Annotated in this window: 24 protein-coding genes and 1 tRNA gene; 2 read left to right on the forward strand and 23 right to left on the reverse strand. The window is 60.9% G+C overall.

The features are described from left to right. Positions 1-15 precede the first annotated feature (15 nt). The 14 genes from ACWTV1_RS02470 to rplU all read right to left on the reverse strand — a co-directional run bounded on the left by ACWTV1_RS02470 (position 16) and on the right by rplU (position 12,060). Positions 16-1,413, reverse strand: coding sequence for a DUF2130 domain-containing protein (locus ACWTV1_RS02470; protein WP_498503983.1), 1,398 nt, complete (start codon positions 1,411-1,413; stop codon positions 16-18). 241 nt (positions 1,414-1,654) lie between these two features. After that, a tRNA-Ala gene (locus tag ACWTV1_RS02475) sits at positions 1,655-1,731 on the reverse strand. A 195-nt stretch (positions 1,732-1,926) separates the two neighbouring features. Then, positions 1,927-2,754 carry a MetQ/NlpA family ABC transporter substrate-binding protein gene (locus ACWTV1_RS02480; protein WP_498503984.1) on the reverse strand — a complete coding sequence of 276 codons (828 nt, stop codon included), beginning with the start codon at positions 2,752-2,754 and terminating at the stop codon, positions 1,927-1,929. Between the two features lie 70 nt (positions 2,755-2,824). Further along, on the reverse strand, positions 2,825-3,526 hold the full coding sequence (locus ACWTV1_RS02485; RefSeq protein WP_498503985.1) for a methionine ABC transporter permease: 702 nt from the start codon (positions 3,524-3,526) through the stop codon (positions 2,825-2,827). Further along, positions 3,523-4,512: a methionine ABC transporter ATP-binding protein gene (locus tag ACWTV1_RS02490; RefSeq protein WP_100388753.1), complete on the reverse strand. Its 990-nt coding sequence runs from the start codon at positions 4,510-4,512 to the stop codon at positions 3,523-3,525. Before ACWTV1_RS02490 ends, ACWTV1_RS02485 begins: the two co-directional genes overlap by 4 nt. 120 nt (positions 4,513-4,632) lie before the next feature. Continuing rightward, the gene (gene rsfS, locus ACWTV1_RS02495) at positions 4,633-5,028 is read right to left on the reverse strand and encodes a ribosome silencing factor (protein ID WP_498503986.1); all 396 of its coding nucleotides are present in this window, start codon (positions 5,026-5,028) and stop codon (positions 4,633-4,635) included. Positions 5,029-5,070: 42 nt separating this feature from the next. After that, positions 5,071-6,834 carry a hypothetical protein gene (locus tag ACWTV1_RS02500; RefSeq protein ID WP_498503987.1) on the reverse strand — a complete coding sequence of 588 codons (1,764 nt, stop codon included), beginning with the start codon at positions 6,832-6,834 and terminating at the stop codon, positions 5,071-5,073. Then, positions 6,834-7,436: a nicotinate-nucleotide adenylyltransferase gene (nadD, locus tag ACWTV1_RS02505; protein WP_341619729.1), complete on the reverse strand. Its 603-nt coding sequence runs from the start codon at positions 7,434-7,436 to the stop codon at positions 6,834-6,836. Before nadD ends, ACWTV1_RS02500 begins: the two co-directional genes overlap by 1 nt. A gap of 8 nt (positions 7,437-7,444) precedes the next feature. After that, on the reverse strand, positions 7,445-7,639 hold the full coding sequence (locus ACWTV1_RS02510) for a hypothetical protein (protein ID WP_498503988.1): 195 nt from the start codon (positions 7,637-7,639) through the stop codon (positions 7,445-7,447). Positions 7,640-7,669: 30 nt separating this feature from the next. Then, the gene (locus ACWTV1_RS02515) at positions 7,670-8,938 is read right to left on the reverse strand and encodes a glutamate-5-semialdehyde dehydrogenase (RefSeq protein WP_498503989.1); all 1,269 of its coding nucleotides are present in this window, start codon (positions 8,936-8,938) and stop codon (positions 7,670-7,672) included. 39 nt (positions 8,939-8,977) lie between these two features. Next, on the reverse strand, positions 8,978-9,775 hold the full coding sequence (gene proB, locus ACWTV1_RS02520) for a glutamate 5-kinase (protein WP_498503990.1): 798 nt from the start codon (positions 9,773-9,775) through the stop codon (positions 8,978-8,980). Further along, positions 9,768-11,312: a GTPase ObgE gene (obgE, locus tag ACWTV1_RS02525; RefSeq protein ID WP_498503991.1), complete on the reverse strand. Its 1,545-nt coding sequence runs from the start codon at positions 11,310-11,312 to the stop codon at positions 9,768-9,770. Before obgE ends, proB begins: the two co-directional genes overlap by 8 nt. A gap of 156 nt (positions 11,313-11,468) precedes the next feature. After that, positions 11,469-11,720 carry a 50S ribosomal protein L27 gene (rpmA, locus tag ACWTV1_RS02530; RefSeq protein WP_100388745.1) on the reverse strand — a complete coding sequence of 84 codons (252 nt, stop codon included), beginning with the start codon at positions 11,718-11,720 and terminating at the stop codon, positions 11,469-11,471. Positions 11,721-11,751: 31 nt separating this feature from the next. Beyond that, on the reverse strand, positions 11,752-12,060 hold the full coding sequence (gene rplU / locus ACWTV1_RS02535; protein ID WP_009772527.1) for a 50S ribosomal protein L21: 309 nt from the start codon (positions 12,058-12,060) through the stop codon (positions 11,752-11,754). Positions 12,061-12,374: 314 nt separating this feature from the next. Here rplU and ACWTV1_RS02540 point away from each other — a divergent pair, with 314 nt between their 5' ends. Then, positions 12,375-12,647, forward strand: a complete 273-nt coding sequence (locus ACWTV1_RS02540) for a DUF4031 domain-containing protein (protein ID WP_100388744.1) — start codon at positions 12,375-12,377, stop codon at positions 12,645-12,647. 19 nt (positions 12,648-12,666) lie between these two features. On the opposite strand, the gene ACWTV1_RS02545 is transcribed toward ACWTV1_RS02540, so the two are convergent. The 5 genes from ACWTV1_RS02545 to ACWTV1_RS02565 form a co-directional block, all read right to left on the reverse strand. Next, entirely contained in the window at positions 12,667-13,068 is a 402-nt protein-coding gene (locus ACWTV1_RS02545; RefSeq protein WP_498503992.1) for an ACT domain-containing protein, read from the reverse strand. 9 nt (positions 13,069-13,077) lie between these two features. Then, complete coding sequence (locus tag ACWTV1_RS02550) at positions 13,078-14,481, reverse strand: Ig-like domain-containing domain (RefSeq protein ID WP_498503993.1); 1,404 nt, start codon at positions 14,479-14,481, stop codon at positions 13,078-13,080. Continuing rightward, the gene (locus tag ACWTV1_RS02555; protein ID WP_498503994.1) at positions 14,462-15,211 is read right to left on the reverse strand and encodes a TIGR03943 family putative permease subunit; all 750 of its coding nucleotides are present in this window, start codon (positions 15,209-15,211) and stop codon (positions 14,462-14,464) included. Before ACWTV1_RS02555 ends, ACWTV1_RS02550 begins: the two co-directional genes overlap by 20 nt. Beyond that, positions 15,201-16,163 (reverse strand): permease, encoded by a 963-nt coding sequence (locus tag ACWTV1_RS02560; protein ID WP_498505019.1) that lies wholly within the window; start codon positions 16,161-16,163, stop codon positions 15,201-15,203. Before ACWTV1_RS02560 ends, ACWTV1_RS02555 begins: the two co-directional genes overlap by 11 nt. Positions 16,164-16,296: 133 nt before the next feature. Further along, on the reverse strand, positions 16,297-19,113 hold the full coding sequence (locus tag ACWTV1_RS02565; RefSeq protein WP_498503995.1) for an Rne/Rng family ribonuclease: 2,817 nt from the start codon (positions 19,111-19,113) through the stop codon (positions 16,297-16,299). Between the two features lie 328 nt (positions 19,114-19,441). Here ACWTV1_RS02565 and ACWTV1_RS02570 point away from each other — a divergent pair, with 328 nt between their 5' ends. After that, positions 19,442-20,041, forward strand: a complete 600-nt coding sequence (locus ACWTV1_RS02570; RefSeq protein WP_498503996.1) for a vitamin K epoxide reductase family protein — start codon at positions 19,442-19,444, stop codon at positions 20,039-20,041. A gap of 175 nt (positions 20,042-20,216) precedes the next feature. On the opposite strand, the gene ndk is transcribed toward ACWTV1_RS02570, so the two are convergent. From ndk to ileS, 4 genes are read right to left on the reverse strand one after another with little or no spacing between them, the layout of a single operon-like run. Further along, positions 20,217-20,633 carry a nucleoside-diphosphate kinase gene (gene ndk / locus ACWTV1_RS02575; RefSeq protein ID WP_009772535.1) on the reverse strand — a complete coding sequence of 139 codons (417 nt, stop codon included), beginning with the start codon at positions 20,631-20,633 and terminating at the stop codon, positions 20,217-20,219. Then, positions 20,630-21,031: a DUF4233 domain-containing protein gene (locus tag ACWTV1_RS02580; RefSeq protein WP_498503997.1), complete on the reverse strand. Its 402-nt coding sequence runs from the start codon at positions 21,029-21,031 to the stop codon at positions 20,630-20,632. Before ACWTV1_RS02580 ends, ndk begins: the two co-directional genes overlap by 4 nt. Then, positions 21,028-22,560 carry a bifunctional folylpolyglutamate synthase/dihydrofolate synthase gene (locus ACWTV1_RS02585; protein ID WP_498503998.1) on the reverse strand — a complete coding sequence of 511 codons (1,533 nt, stop codon included), beginning with the start codon at positions 22,558-22,560 and terminating at the stop codon, positions 21,028-21,030. Before ACWTV1_RS02585 ends, ACWTV1_RS02580 begins: the two co-directional genes overlap by 4 nt. Continuing rightward, positions 22,553-25,843: an isoleucine--tRNA ligase gene (ileS, locus tag ACWTV1_RS02590; protein ID WP_498503999.1), complete on the reverse strand. Its 3,291-nt coding sequence runs from the start codon at positions 25,841-25,843 to the stop codon at positions 22,553-22,555. The genes ACWTV1_RS02585 and ileS overlap by 8 nt, the downstream gene beginning before the upstream one ends. Positions 25,844-25,930: the final 87 nt, after the last annotated feature.

Genomic DNA, 25,930 nt, shown 5'->3' on the forward strand with positions numbered 1-25,930 from the left:
CGGCGGCGTGGGGCGTTAGCCTTCGCCCTTGTTGAGGTCGGAGAACTTCTCGGCCATCGTCGGGTTGCCCCTAGTCAGCTTCTTGATCGTCACGTCTTGGGCCTTGTCGTTGGCCAGACGCAGGTTTCGGTTCGTGCCGAGCAGCGCGTCCTTGGTTTTCTGCAGGTGATCGATCGACTTGTCGATCTCGTCGATCGCGGTCTGAAACTTGCGGGATGCCAAGTCGAAGTTACGAGCGAAGCCTGTTTTGAAGGAGTCCAACTCTTCCTCAAAGTTCGTCACATCAATGCTCTGCGCCTTCACCAGCGCGAGCTCGTTCTTGTACCTGAGTGAGTTGAGGGCCGCGTTACGAAGCACCGTGATGATGGGAATGAAGAACTGGGGGCGCACCACGTACATCTTCGGGTAGCGGTGGGAGACATCCACGATGCCGGAGTTGTACAGCTCGCTGTCGGGCTCCAGCAATGACACCAGCACTGCGTACTCGCAGCCTTTTTCGTTGCGATCTTTGTCGAGCTCTTTCAAGAAGTCTTCGTTGCGCTTCTTCGTGGCCGTGGTGTCGGCCTCGTTCTTCATTTCGAACATGATCGACACGATCTCGGTGCCCGACTCATCCGCCTCTTTGAAGATGTAGTCGCCTTTGCTGCCGCTGCGCGCGTCATTGTCTTTCTCAAAGTAGGCGCGAGGGAAGGCTGTGGCGCGAATCTGGTTGAACGTCGTCTCACAGTGGATCTCGAGCGTCTCACCGATCATCTTGGTCGAGAGCCGCGCCTTCATGTCGCGCAGCCGCTCAATGGCATCGTCGCGATCTTTGATCTGAGTTTCATACTTGTCTTTCAGCGACGTCTCGGCGAGCTTCTTCTCCAGCTCCACGCGCTCAAGAGTGCTCTTGAGCCCATCCCGTTCTTTCTCGACGGCGCCTACCGCCGCGGAGAGCGCCAGTTGCTGCTCGGAACCTGCCGCCTGAAGCTTCGACTTCAGAGCCTGGATCTCAGCTTCTTTATCCGCCGTAGCCTTCTGCAGTTCATTGACCCGCTTGGCCTCGGCAAGATCGGCTGCGGCCTGACGCTCCCGCTGAGTCTTCTCGAGCTCATTCGCCAGCGCGTCACGCTCGGCCTGAACGGCACTCAGCGCCTCGGCCACCGCGAGCTTCTGGGAGACAGCGCCCGCATCCAGTTGGGCCTTCAGCTCCTGAATGGCGGCATCCTTCTTTGAGGCCTCCGCCTGCAACTCGCGCGCGATCTTCGCCTCGGCGAGTTCGATCTCGGCCTTCTTCGTGGCCTCGGCCGCGTCGAGCCGTTCGTGCAGCTCACTCTCGAACTCACGGTCACGAATCTGCTTCACGATGTCGGCATAGCCGGCCTCATCGATAGTGAACGCTTTGCCGCAGTGAGGGCAGGTAACTTCGTGCATCGGCGCGTATTCCATTCAGCTCTGCTGTGAGGTGGATGCCCGCCGGCTACGGTTACTCGCGCGGCGCACTCCACATCGTTTTCGCTCAGGCTAGCGGCTGCACTGAGCGCGTGGGGGTTGCCGCACGGCGTTGGTGCACGGCGCTAGCTACCAGCTGGAATGAAACCCGAGACGCGCGAGAGGGAAACAGTGATTGGCGGGAACGAAAAAGCCCCGCAATCTTTACGATTGCGGGGCTAGATGGTGGATCCAAGGGGATTCGAACCCCTGACCCCCTGCATGCCATGCAGGTGCGCTACCGGGCTGCGCCATGGACCCATGTGTTTTGTTTCCGTGTAGAAAACGCAACTTGACAAGATTACTACACGCTCAGCGCATCCAAAACCATCTGAGCGATTCCCGGCCAAAAGTGTGCGAAATATTTAGGGAAAACTAAAGGGCGGCCAGCATCCGTGAAGATGGTGACCGCCCTTCATGCGCCTGAGCGAGCGGTGGTGTTGCCCGCTTAGCCGCTTAGGAAACGGGGATGACGAGTCCGTTGTAGAAGTCGTTGATGTACGCCTTCGTCTCGTCGGAGGTCAACAGCTCGTAAAGCTTCGTTACGCGCGGGTCGCTCTTGAGTTCGTCGCGAGTGACGAGCGTGTTGTAATACACGCTGGAGGTACCTTCGGTCACGAGCTGCAGGTCACCCGAGAGGCCAGCAGCACCGGCGTAGTTGAAGTTCACGATCGCCGCGTCCTGGTCATCGAGCGCCGACGGCAGGCTTGCTGCGTCGATCTCGATGAAGTTGTAGTCGTTCGGGTTAGCGGTGATGTCCGACACAGTCGACGGGGCATCCGTGGTTTCAATGATTCCGGCATCCGCGAGGAGCAGCAGCGCACGGCCCTCGTTGCTCGCATCGTTCGGCAGAGCGATGTTGGCGCCCTTCGGGAGGTCAGCGAGGTCGTCTACGGTCTTCGAGTAGAGCGCCAGTGGCGGCAGGTACACCTGGCCGACAACGAAGAGGTTGTCGCCCGTGTTCTCGTTGTACAGGTCGAGGAACGGCGCGTGCTGGAAGAGGTTGACGTCGAGGCTCCTTTCGCTCAACGCGGGGTTCGGGGTCGTGTAGTCGGTGAACTCAACGATGTCGAGCTCGAGACCGGCAGCCCCGGCCTGGCCACTGTCGATGACGAACTGAACGATCTCGCCAGCCGGTGTTGCCGTAGCGCCGACGGTCAGCGAACCGAGGGTGCCATCAGCCGGTGCGGAATCTTCGGCGGGAGCCGAGCATCCGGCCAGAGTAAGCGCGAGCACGCCAGCGGCGGCCACGGTGGAGAGGGAGAAGAACTTTGAGCGTGACATAACTATTCCTTTGGTGAAGGGTGAAACGAAGAGAGAAAGAGAACTACGTGAGGGTCAGCCGCCGACAAAGTCAGCGGTGAGACATTCGGTTGGCCAAGCGAGCGCCGACCACTTGAACGATCTGCACAATCGCAACCAGCACGATGATCACCGCGACAATGTGGATGACGCTGTAGCGCTGGTGACCGTAGCGAATAGCAACATCGCCCAGACCTCCACCACCGATCGCACCCACGATTGCCGAGTAGTTCACAATCGACACCACTGTCGTTGTAAAGCCACGGATGAGGCCCGGTACCGCCTCAGGAATAATTACTTTCGACACCAACTGCCACCGCGTCGCGCCGAGCGAGTGACCCGCTTCAACGAGCCCCTCGTTCACTTCGCGCAACGAGATCTCGACGATGCGAGCGTAAAACGGGATGGCCGCCACCGTCAGCGGCACTATGGCCGCCGTCACGCCGAACGCCGAGCCAAGAATGAGGCGCGTGAACGGGATGAGCGCGATCATCAAAATGATGAACGGGATCGAGCGACCAAGGTTTACGACGGTTTGTGTGACCACGTTGATGACGCGGCCAGCGACGAGGCTGCCGAACGGACGCTCGAGGATGCCACCGCGGTCGGTGACCACGAGCAGAGTGCCGAGAGCGAGCCCCAGCACGAGAGTGATGAACATCGTGACGCCGACCTGGTACAGGGTCTCCCCTGTGGCCTTCAGAAGCGTTTCGAACAGCTGCGGCCAGAAGCCGGGAGCAGTGGAATCAATCATCGTCCGCTCCTCACAATCTCAACCACGAGCCCCTGGGCACGCAGGTCGTTGATCGCTGCCGCGTTAGCGTCAGCGGTTCCCGGCAGCTCAAGCCGCGTGCGACCCGACTGGGCACCGGCAATCGTCTCGATGGCGGCACCCACGAGACCAACATCAATCTGGTGGGTACGCGCCAACTGAGACACCACGGGGCGACCCGACGACAACCCAACAAAGGTGACGTCAATGACGGTGGAATTACCCTCCGGTAGCTCCCCCAGCGGGAAAAGTCCGCGCGCAAGCTGCGATCCAGGCTGCGAGAGCAAGTCCACCAGACGGCCCTGCTCGAGAATGCGGCCGCCGCTCATGAGCGCTGCGGAATCGCAGATGCTCTTGACGACATCCATCTCGTGGGTGATGAGCAAGATCGTGAGCCCAAGTTCTTTGTTGATGCTGCGCAGGAGCTGCAGAATCGACTCCGTTGTCTCGGGGTCAAGCGCGCTGGTTGCTTCGTCGCTGAGCAACACCCGCGGGCGTGATGCGAGAGCACGGGCGATGCCCACGCGCTGCTTCTGCCCGCCCGAGAGCTGAGCGGGATACTGCTGAGCTTTGTGCTCAAGACCCACTAGTTCAAGAATCTCGTTCGTGCGCTTAGTGCGCTCCCGGCGATCAACACCGACGACTTCGAGAGCAAGTTCAACGTTGCCGCGCACCGTTCGGCTGTCAAGCAGGTTGAACTGCTGAAAGACCATACCTATTTCGCGACGTGCCTGAAGCAGTTCGCGATCGTTGAGCGCGGTGAGTTCACGGTCGCCGACCGTCACGGTGCCAGCATCCGGTCGTTCCAGCAGATTGACGGTGCGGATGAGCGTGCTCTTGCCGGCACCGCTCTGGCCAATGACGCCGAAGATCTCCCCGCTCGCTACCGACAGACTGACGTCGTCGAGAGCGCGAACAGGGTTCGCGGCATCACCAAAAGTCTTGGTGACGGAATTGAGCGTAATCATGAAACCCCAGTGTGAGAAGGTAACTCGGTGAGAGTCACCCCGGGGTCTAACTGCCCGGATACCTCAAGCACACCAGTACAACGCCACCCAGCAAAATTGGGTTACGTAGTGTGAAGTTTGTTACTCCGCGTCGTTCTCGGCGTCGTCGCGAACCGGCTGCTCGATCGTGATCGGGATCACGGGGCAGTCGCTCCACAGTCGCTCGAGCGAGTAGTACAGGCGGTCTTCTTCGTGGAAGATGTGCGCAACAACGTGACCGAAGTCGAGAAGAATCCAGCGACCTTCTGCACGCCCTTCGCGGCGCAGCGGCTTGGCGCCGGCTGCGATCATCTTCTCTTCAATCTCGGAGGCGATCGACTGAACGTTACGTTCGTTGCGACCGGTCGCGAGGAAGAAAATATCGGCGTAAGGCATGGGCCCGGTGACGTCCAGAGCAACCATGTCGGTCGCCTGCTTGGCGTCAGCGGCGTGCGCGACGATGGAAAGTAGCTCGTTGGCACGAGGAGAAGCAGTCACAGGATCCTTAATCGGAAATTAGCTGATGGCAAAGAGTTAAAGCTACAACATGTTGAAGGCAAAGGCTGCCACGAGAAGACCAGCAACTACAACCGCCATCGACGCTGCCGAGATCAGCAGAACCGTGAGCGCACGGGTGCCCTTCGGTTTCTGCGTCTGCGTAACTGATTGGTTAGAGAACGTGCTGACGGCTTTAACCGCACGCACAGGTGCTGAATCTGTTGACACCATGTCGCTGTCGTTGAGATCCAGGAGCGAGTCAATGTCGCCCTTATCGAAGCGGTCAGAAACCCCGCTTGCCGAAAGTGTGCTCGGCAGGTCGATCGATCCGGTGAGCATAGTTTCGCCGCTGGAGTTCAGCGGCCCGCGAATGTCAGTCGCGAACGGGATCGCCGGCAGCACTAACGCGTTGGTCGCTGTGCTTCCGCTACCAATCGTGCGCGCAACAACAGCGTCGTTCGAATCGTCGACAACGTTGGCCTGCTTGGACCAGTGTCCCGCCGACAGAGTGGATGTCGAGGTGCCGGAGGATGCTGGCGCCGCGGCGTTCGGTTCAGCTTTCGCCGGAGCAAAAACGTCGCCGTCGAGACGCTTACGAGCAAGTTCGTCGAATTCCGCACGAGCGTTGCTCAACGTGGTTTGGCTGGGCGCGGCAGTCTCAGCCTTCGTGGATTCAACAGGAGGCTCGAGGCCGAGGAGACCCTCGATCGTGGGACGCTCGGGCTTGGCGGATGCCGGAGTCGAGGTCGGAGCAGGCAGGTTTGCCGCGTACGACGGGGCCGATGAACTCGGTGCAGGCAAGTCAGCGAGGGGTGAGCGCGGTGCGGCCGCTTCAGGCGCCGCTGCCGCAGAGCCGTTGGAGTTGCCGAGCAATGATTCAAACGCGCTCAAAGCGTCGACCGAAGCAGAGTCAGACGCGGCTTCGGGCACAACAGCGAGCGGATCGACGAGAGCCGGCGGCTCAACATAGAACTGAGCATCGGGTGCAAACGAAAGCTCGTCGACCGACTTGGCAGGCTTAGACGGTGCTGCCGCCGCTGCTGAGGCTGCGGCAGCCAAGTCAGCCAGGCTTGGACGTGCCGGCGCTGACGAGCGTGCAGGAACCTCAGGGGCGGATGCCGCTGGCGTAGCTGCGGTGGAAGTTGAGGAAGAGGGCGCAGCTGCAGGCGCCGCTGCCGCCGTGGGGCGTGCAACCGGAACGACAGGCGGAGCCTGAACGGGAGCTGCAGGAGTCGCCGCACTTTCGGTGGGCGCGGACTGTGTCGGAGCCACGGGGGCCGCCGGACTAGCCGTGGGAGCCGTAGGAGCAGCCGTGGAAGCGGTAGGAGCAGATGCAGCAGCGGCTACTTCAGCCGGAGCAGCAGGAGCTGCCGGAGTTGACGCTACGCTGCGGGGCTCTGGGGCTGCCTCAGCGGAGTTCTGATTCGCAGCGTTCGCAGCTTCTTCGCGCGCTCGCATCTCGCGAAGCTCTCGACGAGTCAGCGTACGTTCGCGAGTAGGTTCTGCATCGCCGCTGGCGCTGGATGCGGTTGCCGGTGTGTTTGCGGCTGGTGCGGCTTCTGCAGGAGCAGGGTTGTGCGCTGCTGCCGCATTAGTGGTCGCTGGCTGGGCCGAGGCGGCGTCTGTCGAGGTGACCTCGAAAGAGGAAGAGTCGTGGTTTTCGGCAGCCGAAGGCTGCTCGTTCTGTGCTTGCGCCGGGAAGGTGGTGAATCCTTCGACCGTGGGCTGCCCGTCTGACGTGTGCTCGCGCTCACTCTGACGCGCCGCACGGCGCGACTGCGGCGGCGGATCGTGAAAAGTGGTCATTAAGTACTCCGATATAAATGGTGCTTGGCGATGTACTGCACGACACCATCCGGAACCAGATACCAGACGGGATAACCCCGACTGACCCTGTTTCGGCAATCGGTGGATGAGATCGCAAGCGCCGGCACTTCAAGCGAGCTTACGCCTTGCTCAGGCAATCCGCTAATGGTTAAGGCGTGTCCTGGCCGTGAAACTGCTATGAAATGGGCGAGAGTCCAGACCTCTGCGACGTCCTTCCATTCCATGATTTGCGCGACCGCATCCGCACCAGTAATGAAGAACAGGTCAGCATCCGGATAGGCCTTGCGCATGTCACGAAGAGTGTCGATCGTGTACGTCGCGCCCTCGCGCTCGAGGTCGACGCGGCTCACGTTGAAGCCGGGGTTGGCGGCGGTCGCGATCACGGTCATGAGGTAGCGATGCTCCCCCGGCGTGACGGTGTCTTTCATCCACGGTTTACCGGTGGGCACGAAGACAACCTCATCGAGGTTGAATTGAATCTGCGCTTCGCTCGCCGCTACAAGGTGACCGTTGTGAATGGGATCGAACGTGCCACCCATAATGCCGATGCGTGCGCGCCGCGGCGCCGTTTCGGCGGTCATGAAAAGCCTTAGTGGCCTGCGCCGTGGGCGTCGCCAGCCTTCGCGGCCTTACGGTCTTGACGGTTAGCGACGTCGCGGAAGCTCCACGTGACGAAGCCCAGAGTCGTGAAGACGACAGCCGCAATGAGCGGGAAAGCGAGCGCAGGCAGCACGAGAGGTGCAAGCTCTTCGCTCGACGCAAGAACGTTCAGAAAAATCGGCATCAGATCTCCATTCACAAAACCGTTAACAGTCTACCCGCGCACTTGGCCACTGCCGCGCACAACCCACTTGGTGCTCGTAAGTTCTGGTAGGCCCATGGGGCCGCGAGCGTGCAACTTCTGGGTGGAAATGCCCACTTCGGCACCAAAACCGAACTCTGCCCCGTCGGTGAACCGAGTGGAGGCGTTCACCATGACTACCGCAGAATCCACCTCAGCGAGGAAGCGATCAGCATTCGCCAGATCGTTAGTGATGATCGACTCGGTGTGCTTGGTCGAGTAGGTGTCGATGTGCTGGATGGCGGCGTCGAGGTCAGCTACGACCCGCACCGCGACATCCAGACTCAAGTTTTCAGTAGACCAAGACTCATCGGTGGCCGCCTCAGCAGAGGGGAAAAGTTCGCGAGTACGCGCGTCGGTGTGGATAGTCACGCCCGAGTCAGCAAGGCGAGCAAGCACGGCCGGAATCAACCGCTCGGCAGCGCTTTCGTGCACCAGCAGAGTTTCAAGGGCGTTGCAGACGCTGGGGCGCTGCACCTTGGCATTGTGCACAATCTCCACTGCGGTGGTTTCGTCGGCGGACTCATCCAAGAAGATGTGCACGATACCGGCGCCGGTCTCGATCACGGGAACTGTCGACTCGTTCACGACGGTCTGGATGAGCTGAGCGCTGCCTCGGGGAATGAGCACGTCAACAAAACCACGGGCTTGCATGAGCGCTTTCGCCCCATCGCGGCCAAACTCATCAACCGTCTGCACAGATGCCGGGTCGATGCTCACGCTGGATAGCGCCGACTGAATAACGTCAACGAGCACGCGGTTGGAGTCTTCGGCCGCAGAGCCTCCGCGCAGCATCACCGCGTTGCCGCTCTTGAGGGCAAGCGCAGCAATATCGATCGTGACGTTGGGGCGTGCTTCATAGATAGCGCCGATCACGCCGAAGGGAACACGGATCTGCGCTACCGACAACCCATTGGGCAGCACCGAACCCCGCACGACAGTGCCCACAGGGTCAGCGAGCTCCACGATTTCGAGCACTGCAGCTGACAACTGGTCGATTCGTTCCGCAGTGAGGCGCAACCGATCTTGAAGTCCGACCGTCATACCGTTTTCTTGCCCCCGCTTGAGGTCAAGCGCGTTAGCTTCAACGATGCGGTCGGCATTAGCAACGACTCCAGCGGCGATAGCTTCCAGCGCCGCATTCTTCTGCACCGTTGTGGCCGTTGCCAGCGTGCGCGAAGCTGCGCGCGCTGCACGAAGCTTGTCGTCAATAGAGAGAGCGGTAACTGCCGAATCAACCATAGTCAGAGTGTAGCGGCGCGAACCCGAGGCCGAAGAACGTTACAACGAGAGGGTGTCTGCCTCGAACCAGGTGCCAATTTCTTCCCCGGCGAGAGCCGCTGCGACACTGCCCGTTTCGGCAAGGAGCACGGGAATTCCAGCCGCAGCTGCGTGCTTAGCGGCGGCAACTTTCGTGCCTGCTCCCCCGGTACCGACGCCAGCCGCCCCGATGTCACCAAAAGTAACGTCGCTGAGGTCGTTGCTGAACGGGACGAAACTGATGCGCTCGGCACCCGGATCAGACGGAGGTTTCGTGTACAGCGCATCAATGTCCGAGAGCAACACAAGCACATCCGCCCGCACCAGAACGGAAACCAACGCCGCGAGGCGGTCGTTGTCGCCGAAACGGATCTCGTGGGTCGCAACCGTGTCGTTCTCGTTCACAATGGGCAAGATCTTGAGCCCGAGAAGTCGTTCGAGCGCACGCTGAGCGTTGCTGTGGTGGGTGGGGTTTTCCATGTCCCCGGCCGTGAGCAAGATTTGCGCGGCGACAACGCCGTAGCGGTCGAAGCTCTCCTGGTAACGGTAGATCAGCACGTTCTGGCCAACTGCCGCGGCAGCCTGCTGAGTCGCGAGGTCAGTCGGGCGACTATCGAGCTTGAGGAACGGAATACCAGTGGCGATAGCACCGGACGAAACAAGAATGACTTCAGATCCCGCTGCATGTGCTGACACAAGAGCGTCAACCAGAGCGCCGATCTGACCCACGTTGGCACCGCTCACCGACGACGAGCCGACTTTGACAACGATGCGGCGCGCACGAGGAATCTCGGCACGCACGGTGGGCTTGTTAGTCACGATCCTCTGTCTCATCGTCGCGCTGAATAGCGAAGCCCTCATCGTCACGCCAGACGCCTGCCTCGCGCTCAGAATCGAGCTCTGCACGCGCTGCAGCCTTGGCATCCATACGCTCAAGGTAGTTGCGACGACGGCTGCGGTTCGTTTCACGAGGGTTATCGTCGAGGCGTGGGTCGGTACCACGCGGCGCAACGATCAATTCGGCAGCGGATGACAGTGTGGGCTCCCAGTCGAAGACAACACCTCCGCCAGCGCCGATGATGACGGTGGAGCCAGGAACAGCACCGGACTTGAAGAGCTGGTCTTCAACACCGAGGCGCGCGAGACGATCAGCCAGGTAACCAACGGCTTCTTCGTTCACGAAGTCTGTTTGAGCGACCCAACGCTCGGGCTTCTCTCCCACAACGCGATACACGTTGCCGTACGTGCCACCCTCGACCTTGACAACAAAGTCCTTGGCGTTGACGGCGCGCGGACGAAGAACGATGCGTTCCTTGACCGGCTCAGCGATCTGGGCTTCACGCTCAGCGACCACGAGGGCTGCGAGGGCGAACGAAAGTTCGCGAAGACCGTGACGCGACACAGCGGAAACTTCGAACACGCGGTAACCGCGCTCTTCGAGCTCAGCCTTGACGAGGTTGGCGAGGTCGTTTCCGTCAGGAACATCGACCTTGTTGAGAGCAATGATTTGCTCACGCTCGAGAAGCGGCTTCTGGCCCTCAGGCACAGGGTACGCAGCGAGTTCACCGAGAATGATGTCAAGGTCGCTGATCGGGTCGCGACCAGGCTCGAGGGTTGCACAGTCGAGAACGTGAAGCAGAGCGGTACAACGCTCAACGTGACGCAGGAACTCTAGCCCGAGTCCCTTACCCTCGCTCGCACCCTCGATGAGGCCGGGAACGTCGGCGATCGTATAACGGATCTCGCCCGACTCAACAACACCCAAGTTCGGGTGAAGGGTCGTGAACGGGTAGTCCGCGATCTTCGGCTTTGCCGCGCTCATCGCAGCGATGAGGCTGGACTTACCCGCTGAGGGGTAACCCACCAGAGCGACATCGGCCACAGTCTTGAGCTCGAGGTGAATATCACCCTCAAAGCCGGGAGTACCGAGCAGCGCGAAGCCGGGAGCCTTGCGCTTCGTGGATGACAGTGCAGCGTTACCGAGCCCACCCTGGCCACCAGGAGCTACGACAAGTCGCATTCCCGGAGCATCCATATCGAGGAGCACTTCGCCGTCGCCATCGCGCACCACAGTGCCCACAGGAACGGGAAGAACCATCTCTGCACCGGCGGTACCCGCCTTGAGGTCGCCCTGACCGGGCTGACCGTGCTGAGACTTGCGGTGCGGTGAGCGGTGGTAGTTGAGAAGGGTCGTTACCTGCGGGTCACTGACGAGAACGATGTCTCCACCGTCACCGCCCTTGCCACCGTCAGGGCCGGCGAGAGGCTTGAACTTCTCGCGCTTAACGGACACACAACCGCTACCACCGTGGCCTGCCACGAGGTGAAGAGTTACCTGATCGACGAACGATGCCACGATGGTTCCTCCTGTTCTCGTGAGCTACTGAAAATATTCTGCTGTCATTTTAGACAGCAGACGCCTGCCATCTTAAATGGCGAGAGCGAGCCGAAGCTCGCTCTTCGCTTTTACGCCCCCTGCACGCAGGTGACGCGGAGTTTATGCCGCGGAAAGTTACGCGGAAACGATGTTGACGACCTTGCGGCCGCCCTTTGCACCGAACTGAACCGCGCCCGCTGCGAGAGCGAACAGGGTGTCGTCGCCGCCACGACCGACGTTAACGCCGGGGTGGAAGTGGGTGCCACGCTGGCGAACGATGATCTCGCCGGCGAGAACCTCTTGGCCGCCGAAGCGCTTTACGCCGAGGCGCTGCGCGTTGGAGTCACGACCGTTACGGGTGGAGCTTGCGCCCTTTTTATGTGCCATCTGTCTAGAAGTCCTTTACGTCCGTCAGCAGTTACTTGATGCTGGTGATCTTGATGCGGGTCAGTTCTTGACGGTGACCCTGGCGAACCTTGTAGCCGGTCTTGTTCTTGAACTTCTGGATAACGATCTTGGGACCGCGCTCGTCGTTCAATACCTCGGCAACGACCTTGATCTTCTCAAGCGCCTTAGCGTCGTGAGTGATCTTGTCGCCGTCAACGAACAGAACTGGAGCGAGCTCAACATTGCCGTTCTTGTCGGCTGCGATGCGGTCGAGAACGACAATCGTGCCGACCTCTACCTTCTCCTGCCGCCCACCGGCGCGCACAACTGCGTAAACCACTTTTGACCCTTACTTAACGATTGAATAGCTAGAACTACTGAAGCTTGTGGCGATCTCTGCGGGCTTTGCCCAGCACACGCCAAGGATCAACGATACTCGACGTGGGCACTCCCGGTCAAACGACACGCTGCGGTAGCTTTCGACTGAATCAATCAAAACTTGACTCGGCGAAAACGAGAACGTGTATACCAACATTGGTCACGATCTCGGAGATCGAAACCACAACTCGGGTGCAGCGGGTTCAATAGTACGCCGCTAACGGGCACTGGGTCAAAACCTCCGCCTGCAGGTTGGCCGTCAATTAGGCTCAACCTATGACCGTGTTGATTGACCAGCCCATTTGGCCAGCCCACGATACGGTCTGGGCGCACATTGTGAGCGACACCTCGCTCGAAGAACTGCACGAGTTTGCCGAACGCGCCGGTATCCCCCGCCGTGGCTTCGACCTCGATCACTACGACGTTCCCGCCCGCATGTGGAGCGATCTCGTGGCACTCGGCGCCGAGCCCGTAGGCGTGCGAGAGTTCGTGCATCGCCTCCAAGCCAGCGGCCTGCGGGTAGCGCAAAAGGATCGCCCGGCGCACTAACGGCCGGCGCGAGCGAAAGTTAGTTCGCGGTCGACTGCAGCGACCGCAGGGCCGTGAGGGCGGCATCCGTTGACTCCACAGGCACAAACAAGTGATCGTGATGACGCCCGGCAATCACGTTGCAGCTGATCTGCACGTCACCGAGAGCCTGCGCGAACGCTGCCGTAAGCCCCACTGCCTCTAACGCCGAGGTGACCGTGAGAGTGATCCACGATGAACGGAACTCGTGCGGGATACCCTGGCGCACGGCATCCGCCTCGGACATTACGACTGACATGCCCTCTGTCTCGCGCATGACCGCCACGATCGACTCCGCCTCGACGTCGGCGAGAGACTTCACCGTGGCGAAGACGTAAACGCCCTCGTTGAGGTGAGGCTCCATGGTCGAGAGCAATTCGTTGAGATCAGAAACAGCGGTCATACAGCGAATCTAGCGCCAGACGGTACCAAAGCCCTCAACACTGCGCGTTACGGCTCCCGTGGCAATCTCCACGAGATAGGTTGTGGTGCTTTGCGGTCGCGGATTCATCACGTATTGGTCTGAATCGAGAGTCGCCACGTTGGGCTGAACTTCGACAGCAACGAACTGGTTGTTAGGCGAAACCTCAAAATCGAGAATGGCGCCCTTGTCTCCAACTGTTTGGTAGAGGATGCGCGACTCCTCGCCGTTGTCAAACGCGAGAACGCTGCTGAACGTCGCCCCGGTCTCCCCCACCAACACCATCTTGGCGACAAGATTGCCGTCTGCATCGGCATCAGTTTGACCGATAAAGGGTTGTTCGCCGTCGATACGTGAAGGATGCAGCCTCACCTCGGTACCGTCAGCGAGCGTTACGGCCGCGCTGCCTGTCGTGTCGTTCACGATCGCCGTAGAACCGTCTGCTGAGACGCGATCGAAGTCGAAGTAGCCGCCGAGCGGAATGATGAGACCCGTCGTGGTGTCGACGCGCACCAACGTGCTCTCGGTGGTCACCGCCACGATTTCTGCCGTGCCAGGCACAAACTGCCACCCCGTGACACGCATCGGCTCACCGTCTAAGTCGTTGACGGCAACCACATCGCGGCCTCGATCGAGGTCAACCGTATACAGCGTGTGCGAGATCGTGGGGATAGGGCCAGGATCTTCACTCGAAATAGTGAAGCCCAACAGCGAGCCCGAACGTGTGGCATCCAAATCGGCAACTTCACCGGCCTCGGGCAACAGCACTTGCTCCGTCACCCCGGTATCGGGGTTCGCCAGCGTCAGGGTGCCTGTGCGATCTGCCGCGGCGGTCGTGAACGCTACGACATCGCCCACCGGCACAAATTCTTGGATGCCCACGCCAGCGAACACCACCGTGCGGTCTTGAGACGTGAGCCCCGTGCGAATGATCTCGTCGTTGGGCTCGCCACGGTCGAGGTAGTAGAGCTCCGGCTCCCCCGTCGTGAACGAGTACGTCAGCGTCGACTCGGGGCCTCCCGACAGAGTCGTGACGCCCTCCACGCTCACGGTGTACTCCGTGTTGTAGTCGAGCGCTTGACCGAACTGCACCGAAATGAGGTCTCCCTCGCTCGATGCGGTGGCGTCGATCGCCGGCTCGACCGTGACCGCAGCCGGATCGACGGCAGCGATGGCCTGATTGGCAAACAAACGCAAGGTTTGATCGGACGACGTGACTACGGCATCCGCGTCGACCTGGGCACTAGAGAGTTTGGGGCCCTGAAGGTAGCCCAAAGCCAGGAAGATGCCACACAGCACTACAAGAATGACCGAGGTCAACACAAAAGTGCGGCGGAACGATTGCATGCTGTTGGCCGCTTCGGGAGGCGGTGCGCTAATAGAGATATGGCTCACTGGGCCGCTCCACTGCAGTCATTGTCTCCGGAACCAGCACGAGGGGCAGATCACTGCGGGAACTGGGATTGGTCTCGAACGAACCCGTAACCTCAATCCACCCATCGACCTCGAACTCGTTCTGCCACTCTGGTGCGTACACCGCAACTCCGGTGGGCTGGGCGTCAACGGCACAGCAGGTCACGGTGAACCGCGACAGGTAGAAGATGTTGCTCGGGTCGTCCTCGCTCGCTGTGATGAACCCGACGAGATCCGCTGTCTTGTTCGCGTAGAAGCTCGGGTCACTCGTCTGACGAAGCAGCGAGGCCCAGTCCACGACGGTAAAACTCGCGAGCAGTTCGTCGTCGGCGTTCTCTACCTCATCCACATTTTGGCTGTCGCTGCCCACCGTGGAGCCCACGATGTCACGCTGACTCGCGGTTGCGCTCGAGAGCGTTGTCGGCGGAATGAGAACGAGCGTGAGGGCGACGGCACCAGAGAGCAGCAGTGCTAATCCCCCCACGACACGCGACCATCCGCGTCGTGGTGCGGAGCCTTCGGTGTCCGCAGGGCGCACTGCGATGCTGAGAACGCCAAGAACCAGCGCGATGCCCGCCATCACGACGGTAAAGACCACGTAGCGGGGGTGAATATAGAGAACGAGCTGCTGGGTCACGCCAAGCCAGACAGTGGCGCACACTGACACCAGGATCAGGATGACGCCCCACCAGCGTTGAAGACTAGGCCACATAGTTGATCACCAACCCGATCAGGGCGCTCATGAGCGCGACGACGAGAGACAGCTGCAGAAGGACCTTGCCCGGGAACGTCGTGCGCATGATCGCGAGCATCTTGATGTCGATGATCGGGCCGAATACGAGGAACGTCACGATTGAACCGGGCATGAAGGTGCTCGCAAACGGAAGAATAAAGAAGGCGTCAACGCTCGAACACACCGAAATGACAAAGGCGAGAAGCATCATCGCCAGAATCGACCACAGCGGGTTGCTACCGAGTGAGACAAGAACGTCTCGGGGAACAGCCACTTGAATGGCGCCGGCGATGAGCGAGCCAATGAAGACGGCGGGCATCAGCACACTCGACTCCCGCATGAAGATATCGAGACTCTTCTCTGAGCGCGACTGGCGGTGTTCATGCGAGCCCGCTGCGCACTGAGCGGCGAACCTGTCCGTGAGCAACGAATTGGGCTGCGGGTGAAGACTGAAGAGCCAACCGACGATGTTGGCGATAGCGAGCCCGCCGAGAATACGGCCGACCAGAATGCCGTCGTCAAAACCGAACGCCTGATGAGTGGTGACGATGGTTATTGGGTTGATGATGGGTGCCGCGAGCAAGAATGTCATTGACTCGGGAACAGTGAAGCCCTTCATCACGAGCCCGCGGGCGAGAGGAACGTTTCCGCACTCGCACACGGGCAAGGCAATTCCGAACATCGAGATCGCGGCGCGACGAAGCACGGGGCTGTTCGGCAAATATCGCATGAGTAGATCATCCGGAAGCCACGCCTGAACGACGATCGACAGCGCAATACCGAGCACCACAAAGGGCAACGACTCGATAATGACGCTCGTCGCGAGCGTCAGTAGGTCTGCAGTGAGCCCCGGAACGCCGAACGACTCTTGAACGCCGGTGAACGCGCGAAGGCCGAGGATACCCGCGACCCCCAGCGTGCCGATCGCCAACCACAACCAGCGATTGCGAGAGCGGCGAGGTCGATGATCATGCTGATGATGATCATCGACGCTCGCAGGCACAGTGGTGGTCACGGAATAACCTTACAAACTCGAAACTGTCACGGAGCCGAGAAGCGACGAGCTAGTTGTCGTCGCTGGGAGTTGCGTTGACGATCTTGCCCTGGCTGCTGGCACGACGTGACCCGCGAGCTCGGCCGTGGCCGGGCTGCTTGGGCTCGGGGAGAGCCTCAAGAACCGATCCCAGAATCTGCTCCGCGTCTTGCGTGCTGATTGTGGGAGCAGCCTTCTCAGTCTTCGTGATCGGGATGTCGAGAATCGCGACTGCAGGCTCGTCAACGGGAGCCGCAGCAGCTGCTGGCTCCGCTGCATCCTGCGATGACGATGCCGACGTGCTCGTCTGCTTGCCGCTCTTGCTGCGGCGCGACTTCTTCGGCTCAGGAGCCGAGGTGGTCGCGGCTTCTGCTGCCGGTGCGGCGCTCTTCGCGGCGGAATCGGCGGCCGGAGCATCCGTGCCGTTCTCCACTACGGGAACGACCGTGCTGGCAGCAACCCGCGCGAGGGCGTTACGAACGTCTTCGGTGATGGCGTGGGTACCGTTGCTGGCACCCGTTGTCGGAGCCGCAGCCGCCTTCGCGGAGCCGGTCGACTGCTGAGCGTTCGAACCGCCGTTGCCGTTGCCGTTGCCGCCACCGTTGGAGCCGGAGTTGCCAGAGTTGCCGGAACCGTTGTTGTTCGAGCCACCGGAGTTATTGTTACCACCACGGTTGCGACCACGGCGACCGCTGCCGGACTGTTCGTTTTGGGTCGGCTGCGAACGGTGCTTCGACACGGGGTCGTGGTGAACGATGACACCACGGCCAGCGCACACTTCACAGTTCTCGCTGAACGTTTCGAGCAGGCCGAGGCCGAGCTTCTTACGCGTCATCTGAACCAGACCGAGCGACGTAACTTCGGCAACCTGGTGCTTCGTACGGTCACGGCTCAAGCACTCAACGAGGCGACGCAACACGAGGTCACGGTTAGATTCCAAAACCATGTCGATGAAGTCGACAACGATGATTCCACCGATGTCGCGCAGACGCAGCTGGCGAACGATCTCTTCCGCGGCCTCCACGTTGTTCTTCGTGACAGTCTCTTCGAGGTTTCCGCCGGAGCCGACGAACTTGCCCGTGTTGACGTCAACGACCGTCATCGCTTCGGTGCGGTCGATCACGAGCGAACCACCCGAGGGCAGCCAAACCTTGCGGTCAAGCGCCTTCTCGATCTGCTCCGAGACGCGGTACTCCTCGAAGGAGTCGACCGAGCTCTCGTGCGCCTGAAGGCGGTCAACGAGGTCGGGCGCAACGGAACGAACGTAGCTTTCGATCGTCTTACGAGCGTCGGCACCTTCGATGACGAGCTTGTGGAAATCTTCGTTGAAGACATCGCGGATGATCTTGATGAGCAGATCGGGCTCGGAGTGCAGCAGCGCCGGAGCCTGTGCCTTCTCGACCTGAGTGCTGATGTCGGACCACTGCTCGGTGAGGCGGCTGACATCGAGCGTGAGCTGCTCCTCAGTCGCGCCCTCAGCTGCCGTACGCACAATGACGCCGACGTTTTCGGGCAGAACACCCTTCAGGATCTTCTTGAGACGCGAACGCTCGGTGTCGGGCAGCTTGCGGCTAATGCCACTCATCGAACCATTCGGCACGTAGACGAGGTAGCGGCCGGGCAAGGAAACCTGGCTCGTGAGTCGAGCACCCTTGTGACCTACGGGGTCTTTAGTGACCTGAACAAGCACGCGGTCGCCGGGCTTGAGCGCGAGCTCAATGCGACGAGCCTGCGGCTTGCCATCAGCGGAGTTCTCCGCCGCGGCATCCCAGTCAACTTCACCGGAGTAGAGCACAGCGTTGCGGCCGCGCCCGATGTCAACGAACGCTGCTTCCATGCTGGGCAGAACGTTCTGAACACGACCGAGGTACACGTTGCCGATGAGGCTGGCATCCTGCGCCTTAGCGACGTAGTGCTCCACGAGAACGCCGTCTTCAAGAACGGCAATCTGGATGCGGTCAAACTTCGAGCGGACCACCATGACACGGTCAACGCTTTCACGGCGCGCGAGGAACTCGCTCTCGGTGACAACGGGACGACGACGACCAGCATCGCGACCATCACGGCGGCGCTGCTTCTTAGCCTCGAGGCGCGTTGACCCCTTGACTCGAGTGGGCTCGTTGCTGGGCTCAGCCTGCTTGCGCGGCTGGCGCACCCGAACCACTGTGTTGGGCGACTCGTCGCCGGGACGAGCATCTTCGCCGGAACGACGACGCGAACGACGACGCACGTTGCCGGCCTCATCGTTGTTGCCGTTGTCGTTGTCACGGTTGTCGCGGCTGTCGCTATTGCGGTTATCGCCGTTGGAACCGTTGTCGTTGCGCGAACGAGGTGCGCGCTCCGGAAGATCGGGAAGGTCAGGGGCCTGGAAGAGCAGCGACGTGGTCGACGTCGGAGTCAAGGCAGCGGCCGGGGCCTTCGTGGCCTTGGCAGCCTTAGCGTCATCCGCCGACTTCTTGGGCGCGGTGCTCTTACGCGAACGCGAGCGAGCAGGTGCTTCAGAATCAGGCTTCTTGTCGGCCTTCGCTGCGGAAGCAGCGGAAGAGTCGGATACCGCAGCATCCGCCTTCATGCCCGTAACGGCATCCGGAACTTCAAGACCGAGGTGCTGGCTCGCAGTCTTCGCGGCGGGACGCTGCGTCGACTTGGCTGCGCGAGGTTCGCGCGCCGCAGCGGGAGCCTCTGCAGCTGCTGGCGTGGCGGCCGGAGCCTCCACAACCGCGGGAGTCTCAACCTGAGGCGTCTGCGCCACAGGCTTCTCTACCGCTGCCTTGGATGAGGGAAGAATACGGCCAAACAGGCCCTTCTTCTTCGGAACTTCTTTCGACTTATCGCTTTCATTCACCATTGCTGGTGTACTCCTAGCCCTCGTAGGCGACCGCGCCACCTACCGGGTACTCTCTCGTGCGCTATTCCCCCACCAAACCTATGGTTCAGGAACCGCTACTAATTCTTCAGGTCCTGCAACGGGCCCGTGGCTCGCGTTGCAGTTGTGCTCTCTCACAGCACTTCGAAACTGGCTATTCGACTCACGCAACTAGCGTTGCGCAACTGGTCCGGTCGCTATGCCCGGGAAGACTTCTTGGTGTCGTTCCGAGCGCGGCTCGGAATAACTACGGTTCATTATCGCACGCATTCTCAGAAAGTGAGCTGGGCGCGCGTGCGATAATCCCTCCATGACTGCTTCCGGGGTTCGCAACAGGCCCATCGCCCTCGCCATTTTCATGATTTTTGCCGGGCTGATTGGTCTCTGGGCGTCTTTCGAACTAATGATCGAGAAGATTCATACGCTCGAAAATCCCGGCGTCGATCTCAGTTGCGACTTCAGCCTCGTAGTGCAGTGCGCCGCGAACCTGGGATCTCAGCAAGGCGCCGTTCTCGGCTTTCCCAACCCCATCATCGGGCTCATCGCTTTCATGGCCCCCGTCGTCGTCGGCGCAGCGATTCTTGCCGGTGCCCGCTTCAATAGCTGGTTCTGGGTGGTCTTCAACCTCGGGATTGCAGGAGCTTTCGCCTTTATTCTCTGGCTGGCATATCAGAGCATTTTCAACCTCGGCACGCTGTGCGTCTGGTGTATGACCGTGTGGTCGGTGACCATTCCGCTGTTCTGGGCAGTGACCCTGCGTAACCTCAAGGTCGGTGCGATCCCGGCGCCGAAGCGCATTCGAAAGGCCGCGGGTGCAGCGTACAGCTGGGTTCCCGTCATCGCGATCGTCGGCTACATCATCATCGCTGTTGTCGCCCAAGTGCGACTCGACGTGCTGGCCTACCTCTAGAACGTATTCCCTGGCGGGAACGCAGCGTTCGAATAGAACGCCACGGTCAACGCGACTACTGGCGCCGAGCCGGAAACAAACCGCTTTAACGCGCCAACGGCGAGAGTCTGACCGAAGTCAGGCTCTCGCCGTTGTTCTGCGGGGAGCGGTTGAGTCGCTCACTCACGGAATGGTTTTAGGCGAACCAGAGCGCGAGTTCACGAGCGGCCGACTCGGGCGAGTCGCTGCCGTGAACGAGGTTTTGCTGAACAGCGAGGCCCCAGTCGCGGCCAAGGTCGCCACGGATGGTTCCCGGAGCTGCCGTGGTGGGGTCGGTGGTGCCGGCGAGCGAGCGGAATCCCTCGATGGCACGGTTGCCAGCGATGCGCAGCGCGACCGTCGGGCCCGACTGCATGAAGTCGAGCAGCGGCTCGTAGAAGGGCTTGCCTTCGTGCTCGGCGTAGTGCTGCGACAGGAGGTCGACATCCGCCTGCACGAGTCGAACGTCAACGAGCTGGTAGCCCTTTGCTTCGATGCGGCGAAGGATTTCACCGGTCAGGTTGCGAGCAACGCCGTCAGGCTTGATCAGTACAAGGGTCTCTTCGATGTTCATTGTCTCTCCTCAGAAGGGGTGGTCATGGACTGGGTACTAAGAATTTCGGCTTTCGCACGGTCGATTTGCTGCCCCTTGATGAAGCAGAACACCCAAATGGCGGCGAAACCGGCACCCACCACGAACATGGGGGTGAGGATGAAGCCGAGCGCAATGAGCCCAACCTGCAGCGCCCAACCGACAGCCATCGCTCCGGGACGGTGCAGCATGCGAGCCAAGGCTACGAACACAAGGATGAGAAGTGCTCCCCCGATAAAGGCGGGAGCGGGCTGCAATGCTTTGAGCCCGAAAGCGGTGAGCGCGACGAAGAAAATCAACGTGGCGTCGAGCACCAACACAATGCTCAGCAGCAGCTCGGTTACTGACCGCTTGCGGCGAACCTTGGGCTCCGCGGTCATGGCTTCCAGCCTTCCGCCTTCGCCAAGGCGAGAGCCTCGCCGACGAGCGTGATTGAGCCGGTCACGACAACCGCGCGGCGTTCGTTCTCTCCTGCCCAACTGCGAGCAAGCTCGATAGCCTCCGCGAAGGTGTCGAAGTCCGTGGTCTCATCGGTAAAGGTGCGTACGGTCTCGACGAGTTCTTCGGGAGCAATTGCTCGCTCCGACTCCGAAGTAGTGACGTAGAAGCGGTTGGCGATCGGGGCAAGGGCGCCGACTATTCCGGCAGCATCTTTGTCGTCGAGTACCGCGATCACGAAGGCGATGTCTTCGAAGGTGAAGTATTCCTTGAGCGCGGCGGCGAGAGCAGCAGCACCGTGAGGGTTGTGAGCGGCATCCACGATGACCGTCGGCTCAGCACCGATCACCTGGAGGCGACCGGGCGACGTGACGGTCGCCAGCCCTTCGGCAAGAACATCGTGAACGAGAGCCTGCGTGCCCGCGCCCAGGAACGACTCGACGGCGGCGATGGCGAGGGCGGCGTTGTGGCCTTGGAACTCACCAAACAGCGGCATGAAGAGATCGGAGTAGGTACCAGCGATTCCGCGAACGGTGATGAGCTGGCCGCCGACGGCAACATCGCTACTGACGAGCTCGAAGGCATCGCCTTCCACACCCATCGTGGATTCAGTGAGGTCAGCAGCCCGCTCAAGTTCGATCTGAGCATCCGCGGTCTGCAGCGCAGACACGATCGCCGCAGCTGGCTTGATAATGCCCGCCTTCGTGCGAGCGATCTCGGAGATCGTCAAACCCAAGCGGTGCGTGTGGTCGAGGGCAATCGGGCTGAACACCGCGACCTGGCCATCGGCGACGTTCGTGGAATCCCACTCGCCGCCCATACCGACCTCAAGAATGGCGACGTCGACGGGCGCCTCGGCGAAGCTCGCAAACGCGAGCACCGTGAGCGCCTCGAAGTACGTCAAAGCCTCTTCGCCCTTAGCGAGCAACTCGGCATCGACCATCAGCAGGAACGGGCGGATGTCAGCCCAGTTCTCGGCCAAAGCCCGGTTAGAAATGGGGCGGCCATCAATCACGATGCGCTCGTTGACGCGCACAAGGTGCGGACTCGTCATGAGGCCCGTGCGCAGCCCGTAGGCGCGCAAGATGCTCTCGGTGATGCGGCTTGTGCTCGTCTTGCCGTTCGTACCGGTGATGTGAATCACCGGATAGGTGCGCTGCGGGTCGCCGATGAGTTCCACGGCACGACGAGTGGCTTCGAGCCGCGGCTGAGGCGCCTGCTCCCCCACTCGCGCGAGAAGTTCTTCGAAGACGTTCTCTGCATCCGACTGATACTCGGAGTCTTCGAGTTCGAAGTCCGAGTCGTCGTCGATGTTGGTGCCCTCGAAGCCGTCGGCGAAAGGGCTCAGATCGGCGAGAGGGTGATCCGGGCCGAGCTCGGCGCGTTCTTCGTCCGTCAACTCCACCTCAATGGGGTCGCCGTTTTCGTCGAATTGGCCGTCGTTGCCGAGTTCATCATCGCGGTCAGACATTGGTCGTTCCCATCTTGGTGATATCGATCACCAGCGCGCCAGTATTGGCGTACTTTCCTGCCGCCAGTTGCGTGCGGTGCACTTCTAGTGTGCCCTCTTCGAGTTCGTTCGCGAAGGCCTGAACGACGGATTCCGCTGCAAGCGTTTCTGACGCAATCATCGCGCTGTGGAACGCGATTGCTTCGTGATCGGCGGCATCGAGCGCACCGATGGTGAGCGCGATACGGTCGCTGACGTCGAAGCCGGCAGCCTTGCGAGCATCCTGAATGGCACGGATGACGTCGCGAGCGAGCCCTTCAGCCGACAGTTCCGGCGTGAGCTGGGTGTCGATGATCACGAAACCACCATCAGAGAGGAACGCGATCGCGCTTGCCTCATCGGCGGCTTCCATCTGGAGTTCGTACTCCCCAGCTTCAAGCGGCATGCCGTCAACAGAGACGCCCTCGGCGGTGGTTTCCCAGTTGCCGGCCTTGGCCTCCTTGATAACCTGCTGCACTTGCTTGCCTACGCGCGGGCCGAGAGCACGAGCGTTGACCGTGAGCTTCTTGGTGATGCCGAAGCTGTCAAGCGATCCCTCTTCGAGAAGTTCGAACTTGACCGCCTTGACGTTGAGTTCGTCACGCAGGATGTCGCTGAAGGGCGCGAGAGCCGACGGCACGGCACTGACGACGGTGAGCGATGCCAGCGGCAGACGCACGCGCAGGCTGCGGGCCTTGCGCAGAGCGAGCCCACTGGAGGCAATTTCGCGAACGCGGTCCATGGAAGCTACGAGGTCGTGATCGGCGGGGAACGCCGAAGCATCGGGCCAGTCGGTGAGGTGAACGCTGCGCTCACCCGTAAGGCCGCGCCACATCTCTTCCGAGACGAGCGGGAGCAGCGGGGCAGCAACGCGCGCCACCGTCTCGAGCACCGTGAAGAGGGTGTCGAAGGCATCCGTGTCGTCGCCGCTCCAGAAGCGGTCGCGGCTGCGACGCACGTACCAGTTGGTCAGAACGTCGGCGAAGTCGCGGAGCTTGGCCGCGGCCATCGGGCTGTCGAGCGCATCAAGTTCAGCGGTGACATCCTCGATCAGTTCACGCGTCTTAGCCAGCAAGTAGCGGTCAAGAACGTTGTCGGAATCTGTGCGCCACTGAGCCTCGTAGTTGTCTGCCGCGTTGGCATACAGGGTGAAGAAGTAGTACGTGCTCCACAGCGGAAGAAGAACCTGGCGAACACCATCGCGGATGCCCTCTTCGGTAACCATGAGATTTCCGCCACGGATTACCGAGCTCGACATCAGGAACCAGCGCATCGCGTCAGCGCCGTCTCGCTCGAACACTTCAGAGACGTCCGGGTAGTTACGCAGGCTCTTCGACATCTTCTGGCCGTCGTTGCCGAGCACGATGCCGTGGCTGATGACGTTCGAGAATGCCGGGCGATCGAACAGCGCCGTAGAGAGCGTGTGCAAGGTGTAGAACCAGCCACGGGTCTGACCGATGTACTCCACGATGAAGTCGGCCGGGCTGTGGCTGTCGAACCACTCCTGGTTCTCGAAGGGGTAGTGGACCTGAGCGAAGGGCATCGAGCCCGAATCGAACCAGACGTCGAGCACGTCTTCGATGCGGCGCATCGTCGACTGACCGCTCGGGTCGTCGGGGTTGGGGCGTGTCAGCTCATCGATAAACGGGCGGTGCAGGTCGGGCTCGCCATCGTGATTGAGAGGCAAGCGACCGAAGTCTGCTTCGATCTCGGCAAGCGAGCCGTAAACATCCACGCGGGGGAAGTCGGGGTTGTCGCTCTTCCAGATCGGGATCGGCGAACCCCAGTAACGGTTGCGGCTGATCGACCAGTCGCGGGCGTTGCCCACCCACTTGCCAAACTGGCCCTCCTTGACGTTCTCGGGAACCCAGTTGATCTCCTGGTTGAGCTCGCTCATGCGGTCGCGGAACTCGGGAACCTTCACGAACCAGCTCGAAACAGCCTTGTAGATCAGGGGGTTGCGGCAACGCCAGCAGTGCGGGTACGAGTGCTCGTAGCTGGCGGCCTTGAGCAGGCGGCCCTCTTCGCGCAGCAGCTTCGTCAGCGGCTTGTTGGCGTCGAAGACCTGCATACCGGCGACCGGTGCGACCGACGACAAGAACTTGCCGCCGTCGTCGACCGAGATGACAACGGGGATACCCGCTGCGGCACAGACATTTTGGTCATCTTCACCGTAGGCGGGCGCCTGATGCACGATGCCGGTACCTTCACCCGTGGCGACATAGTCGGCGACCAGGAACTGCCACGCATTTTCGGTGCCGTACGTTTCGGCATCCGCGTAGAAGTCCCAGAGACGGTCGTAGCGAACGCCCTCGAGTTCGGCACCCTTGAGCGTGCGCGAGATGGCGGCAACGGCTTCTTCCGCTGTCTCGTAGCCGAGTTCTTTTGCGTAGGCCGCGATGGTGTCGGCGGCGAGCAAAAATTGCGCCGCTCCTTCTTCGGATCCGTCGCCAGCACCGAGGGGGCCAGACGGCAGCACTGCGTAATCGATGTCGGGGCCGACAGCGAGCGCAAGGTTGGTGGGCAGAGTCCACGGAGTGGTCGTCCAGGCGAGAGCCTTCACGCCGGTAAGGCCGATGCTTTCGGCCTTCACGCCGTCGAGCGGGAAGGTGACCGTGACGGTCTGGTCTTGACGCATCTTGTAGACGTCGTCATCCATGCGCAGTTCGTGGTTGGAGAGCGGAGTCTCGTCGTTCCAGCAGTACGGCAGCACCCTGAAGCCTTCGTACGCGAGGTTCTTCTGGTGCAGTTGCTTGAACGCCCAGATGACGCTCTCCATGAAGCCCACGTCAAGCGTCTTGTAGTCGTTCTCGAAGTCGACCCAACGTGCCATGCGCGTCACATACTCTTGCCATTCACCGGTGTACTTGAGCACCGATTCGCGAGCAGCGGCATTGAACGTGTCGATGCCCATCTCTTCGATCTGGCTCTTCTCGGTGATGCCGAGCTGGCGCATTGCCTCGAGCTCAGCGGGCAATCCGTGAGTGTCCCAGCCGAAGCGGCGGTGCACTTGCTTGCCTCGCATGGTTTGGAAGCGCGGAAAGAGGTCTTTGGCGTAGCCGGTCAGCAGGTGACCGTAGTGCGGGAGGCCGTTGGCGAAAGGAGGGCCGTCGTAGAAGACCCACTCATCGGCGCCTTCACGCTGGTCAATGGATGCCTGAAAAGTGTCGTCGGATTTCCAGTATGAGAGCACCTGCTCTTCGATCGCCGGAAACTTCGGTGACGGCGCGACGGAATCGTCTGAGCTGTGGCGGGGATACGACATGGGGCTCCAGTGGTACGTGGGTGCGAATAATCTGCACGAGGACGACCTCACGGCCGCGGTACCACCCCGCTTGTGCACCCGGAGGCA

The sequence above is a fragment of the Salinibacterium sp. VpJ6 genome, assembly GCF_059767345.1.

Excerpts from the sequence above, each read along its gene's own strand:
- ACWTV1_RS02500 (WP_498503987.1), bottom strand. The coding sequence starts at position 6,834 with ATGACCACTTTTCACGATCCGCCGCCGCAGTCGCGCCGTGCGGCGCGT.
- ACWTV1_RS02565 (WP_498503995.1), bottom strand. The coding sequence starts at position 19,113 with ATGGTGAATGAAAGCGATAAGTCGAAAGAAGTTCCGAAGAAGAAGGGC.
- nadD (WP_341619729.1), bottom strand. The coding sequence starts at position 7,436 with ATGACCGCCGAAACGGCGCCGCGGCGCGCACGCATCGGCATTATGGGT.
- ACWTV1_RS02540 (WP_100388744.1), top strand. The coding sequence starts at position 12,375 with ATGACCGTGTTGATTGACCAGCCCATTTGGCCAGCCCACGATACGGTC.
- ACWTV1_RS02545 (WP_498503992.1), bottom strand. The coding sequence starts at position 13,068 with ATGACCGCTGTTTCTGATCTCAACGAATTGCTCTCGACCATGGAGCCT.
- ACWTV1_RS02510 (WP_498503988.1), bottom strand. The coding sequence starts at position 7,639 with ATGCCGATTTTTCTGAACGTTCTTGCGTCGAGCGAAGAGCTTGCACCT.
- ACWTV1_RS02485 (WP_498503985.1), bottom strand. The coding sequence starts at position 3,526 with ATGATTGATTCCACTGCTCCCGGCTTCTGGCCGCAGCTGTTCGAAACG.
- ACWTV1_RS02480 (WP_498503984.1), bottom strand. The coding sequence starts at position 2,754 with ATGTCACGCTCAAAGTTCTTCTCCCTCTCCACCGTGGCCGCCGCTGGC.
- ACWTV1_RS02555 (WP_498503994.1), bottom strand. The coding sequence starts at position 15,211 with ATGTGGCCTAGTCTTCAACGCTGGTGGGGCGTCATCCTGATCCTGGTG.
- ACWTV1_RS02585 (WP_498503998.1), bottom strand. The coding sequence starts at position 22,560 with ATGTCTGACCGCGATGATGAACTCGGCAACGACGGCCAATTCGACGAA.
- ACWTV1_RS02570 (WP_498503996.1), top strand. The coding sequence starts at position 19,442 with ATGACTGCTTCCGGGGTTCGCAACAGGCCCATCGCCCTCGCCATTTTC.
- ndk (WP_009772535.1), bottom strand. The coding sequence starts at position 20,633 with ATGAACATCGAAGAGACCCTTGTACTGATCAAGCCTGACGGCGTTGCT.
- ACWTV1_RS02515 (WP_498503989.1), bottom strand. The coding sequence starts at position 8,938 with ATGGTTGATTCGGCAGTTACCGCTCTCTCTATTGACGACAAGCTTCGT.
- ileS (WP_498503999.1), bottom strand. The coding sequence starts at position 25,843 with ATGTCGTATCCCCGCCACAGCTCAGACGATTCCGTCGCGCCGTCACCG.
- rpmA (WP_100388745.1), bottom strand. The coding sequence starts at position 11,720 with ATGGCACATAAAAAGGGCGCAAGCTCCACCCGTAACGGTCGTGACTCC.
- ACWTV1_RS02470 (WP_498503983.1), bottom strand. The coding sequence starts at position 1,413 with ATGCACGAAGTTACCTGCCCTCACTGCGGCAAAGCGTTCACTATCGAT.
- ACWTV1_RS02490 (WP_100388753.1), bottom strand. The coding sequence starts at position 4,512 with ATGATTACGCTCAATTCCGTCACCAAGACTTTTGGTGATGCCGCGAAC.
- ACWTV1_RS02580 (WP_498503997.1), bottom strand. The coding sequence starts at position 21,031 with ATGACCGCGGAGCCCAAGGTTCGCCGCAAGCGGTCAGTAACCGAGCTG.